The 1656-nt window shown below is 54.4% G+C and carries 2 protein-coding genes and 1 pseudogene; all 3 read right to left on the bottom strand.

The window, feature by feature from the left end; all coding sequences use genetic code 11:
* Nucleotides 1-1242 (bottom strand): phage portal protein (locus FTE26_RS08875; RefSeq protein WP_272457551.1); only part of this gene is annotated, 1242 nt, incomplete at its 3' end.
* Nucleotides 1242-1454: a hypothetical protein gene (locus FTE26_RS08870; RefSeq protein WP_202757518.1), complete on the bottom strand. Its 213-nt coding sequence runs from the start codon at nucleotides 1452-1454 to the stop codon at nucleotides 1242-1244. The genes FTE26_RS08875 and FTE26_RS08870, both read right to left, overlap by 1 nt.
* Nucleotides 1451-1656 (bottom strand): annotated as a pseudogene (locus FTE26_RS08865) (terminase gpA endonuclease subunit); the annotation flags it as partial. The pseudogene FTE26_RS08865 and the gene FTE26_RS08870, both read right to left, overlap by 4 nt.

The following is a 1656-nucleotide window of genomic DNA, read 5'->3' as shown; positions in this document are numbered from 1 at the left end:
GGAATACACCGCGGTATACAGTGAAGAACGGTCAAGATCGCGGGGTAGCCTGATAACACCGGATGCCACAGCCTGTTTCAGCCATGCACGATACATCGGGCGGGTGACGGCACCAATAAACCAGTCCTGCAGGATCAGGTAGCCATCAGTAGATTCAACCAGCTCCTGACGCTGGGCGCTGTAAGTGCCGTTATAGTTGCGCGCTGTACTGGAAAAACTCAGACGACTGCCCGCCGCCACGGCACGCAACTGACCATTACGAAAAGTTTCAAGGTTAGGATTGGGGCGATCCGACTTCACCATTCCGATTTCTTCGCCGGGTTTCAGATCGTCGTAAATAATGCCTGGCTGAATGGTAAGCTCGCGTTCCTTATCCTTGCTGCCATTACCATCCGGTTCATAGCTCTGCCCGTCGCCTTTGCGGATGTACATCCCCAGAGCAGCGGCGATCCTTGCTGCAGTCAGCTCATAATCTTCATAATCTTTCAGGGCACTGAGGCGGATCAGCACACCGGACAACAAAGACGTCCCGCGCATCTGGTGCAGACGGCGAACAAATTTAAGATGCAGCATTCGCTCTGCATCCACTTCTTTGGTTTCCATCTGCCGTCCGGATACGGGACGGCTTTTATACACCAGATATTTTTCGGGACGCCCCCAGTCATCAACAAACACGCCCTGATTCAGCCTGTTGCTCTCATCACTGGTCATGGGAATAAAGTCTGGCTCGAGCGCCTCCAGCCAGAAATGAACACCGGCAGAAGGCGTCAGGCTGTTTATGCGCCCGGAAACCATCTGGACAAACACCTCACCATCGCGCAGCCAGGTACGCAGCATCAGACGTTCCAGCATCGGACGGGTAAACTGCCCGGTGACTTCCGGGCTGACAGACCATTCACTCCATCGGGTGCGAATCTCCGCTGCCAGATCACGGGCAATGGCCCCATTGCGTAATACCGGATGTGGCTCGACAATAATCCCGTTTTTCCCCACCACCCGTTCTTCCAGCTTGTCAAATACACCAATAACCAGATCGTGGTTGTTATCAAGGTAACGGGCCTGCTCACGTAACGACACGGCCCCGTACTGGCTTAGCTGGTCGGCAGTTCGGTTCTCCCGTCGGGCTTTGTGTGTCCGCGTCGTTTTTACGGCTTCATAAGCCTGGATCACCGCACGGGAACGCAGCCTTGCCGCTTTCCATCCAGGTGAAAAAACGCCAATCACATCATCAAGAATTGCCATCAGAACCTCGCCAGCCGGTACCCGGGATGCCCCAGTCGTCGTGTAATCAGAGCCGCAAGGCGGCGCTCCCACTCCTGCCGTCCCTGCCGGATCTCAGATAAGTTTTCCATGGTCATCTGCTGACCATTAAAGGTGACGGATTTTCCGTCCAGCACCGCCATTTCAGCTTCCGTATAACGCTGAATCATGGCTTCGATATCATTCTGGTTCATAACCATCCTCCGGAAGTCAGCCAGGGGTTAACATCGTCAGTTACTGTTTTCTTCCGTTTTTGTTTTTTAACAGGCGTGGATACCGGTTCCGGTGAGGATGACGGTTCGGTACTGTCCTGGACACACTCCAGCCAGGTTTCCCGGCTCGCCCACTCCGGTGCATCCGGCCAGCGGATCTTTTCGTATCCATGCAGAATGACCA

Source organism: Escherichia sp. S10b, assembly GCF_028421345.1.
Lineage (GTDB): Bacteria > Pseudomonadota > Gammaproteobacteria > Enterobacterales > Enterobacteriaceae > ECMA0423.
Note: the sequence above shows the minus strand (reverse complement) of the source record. Positions and strands in the feature narration are given on the sequence as shown.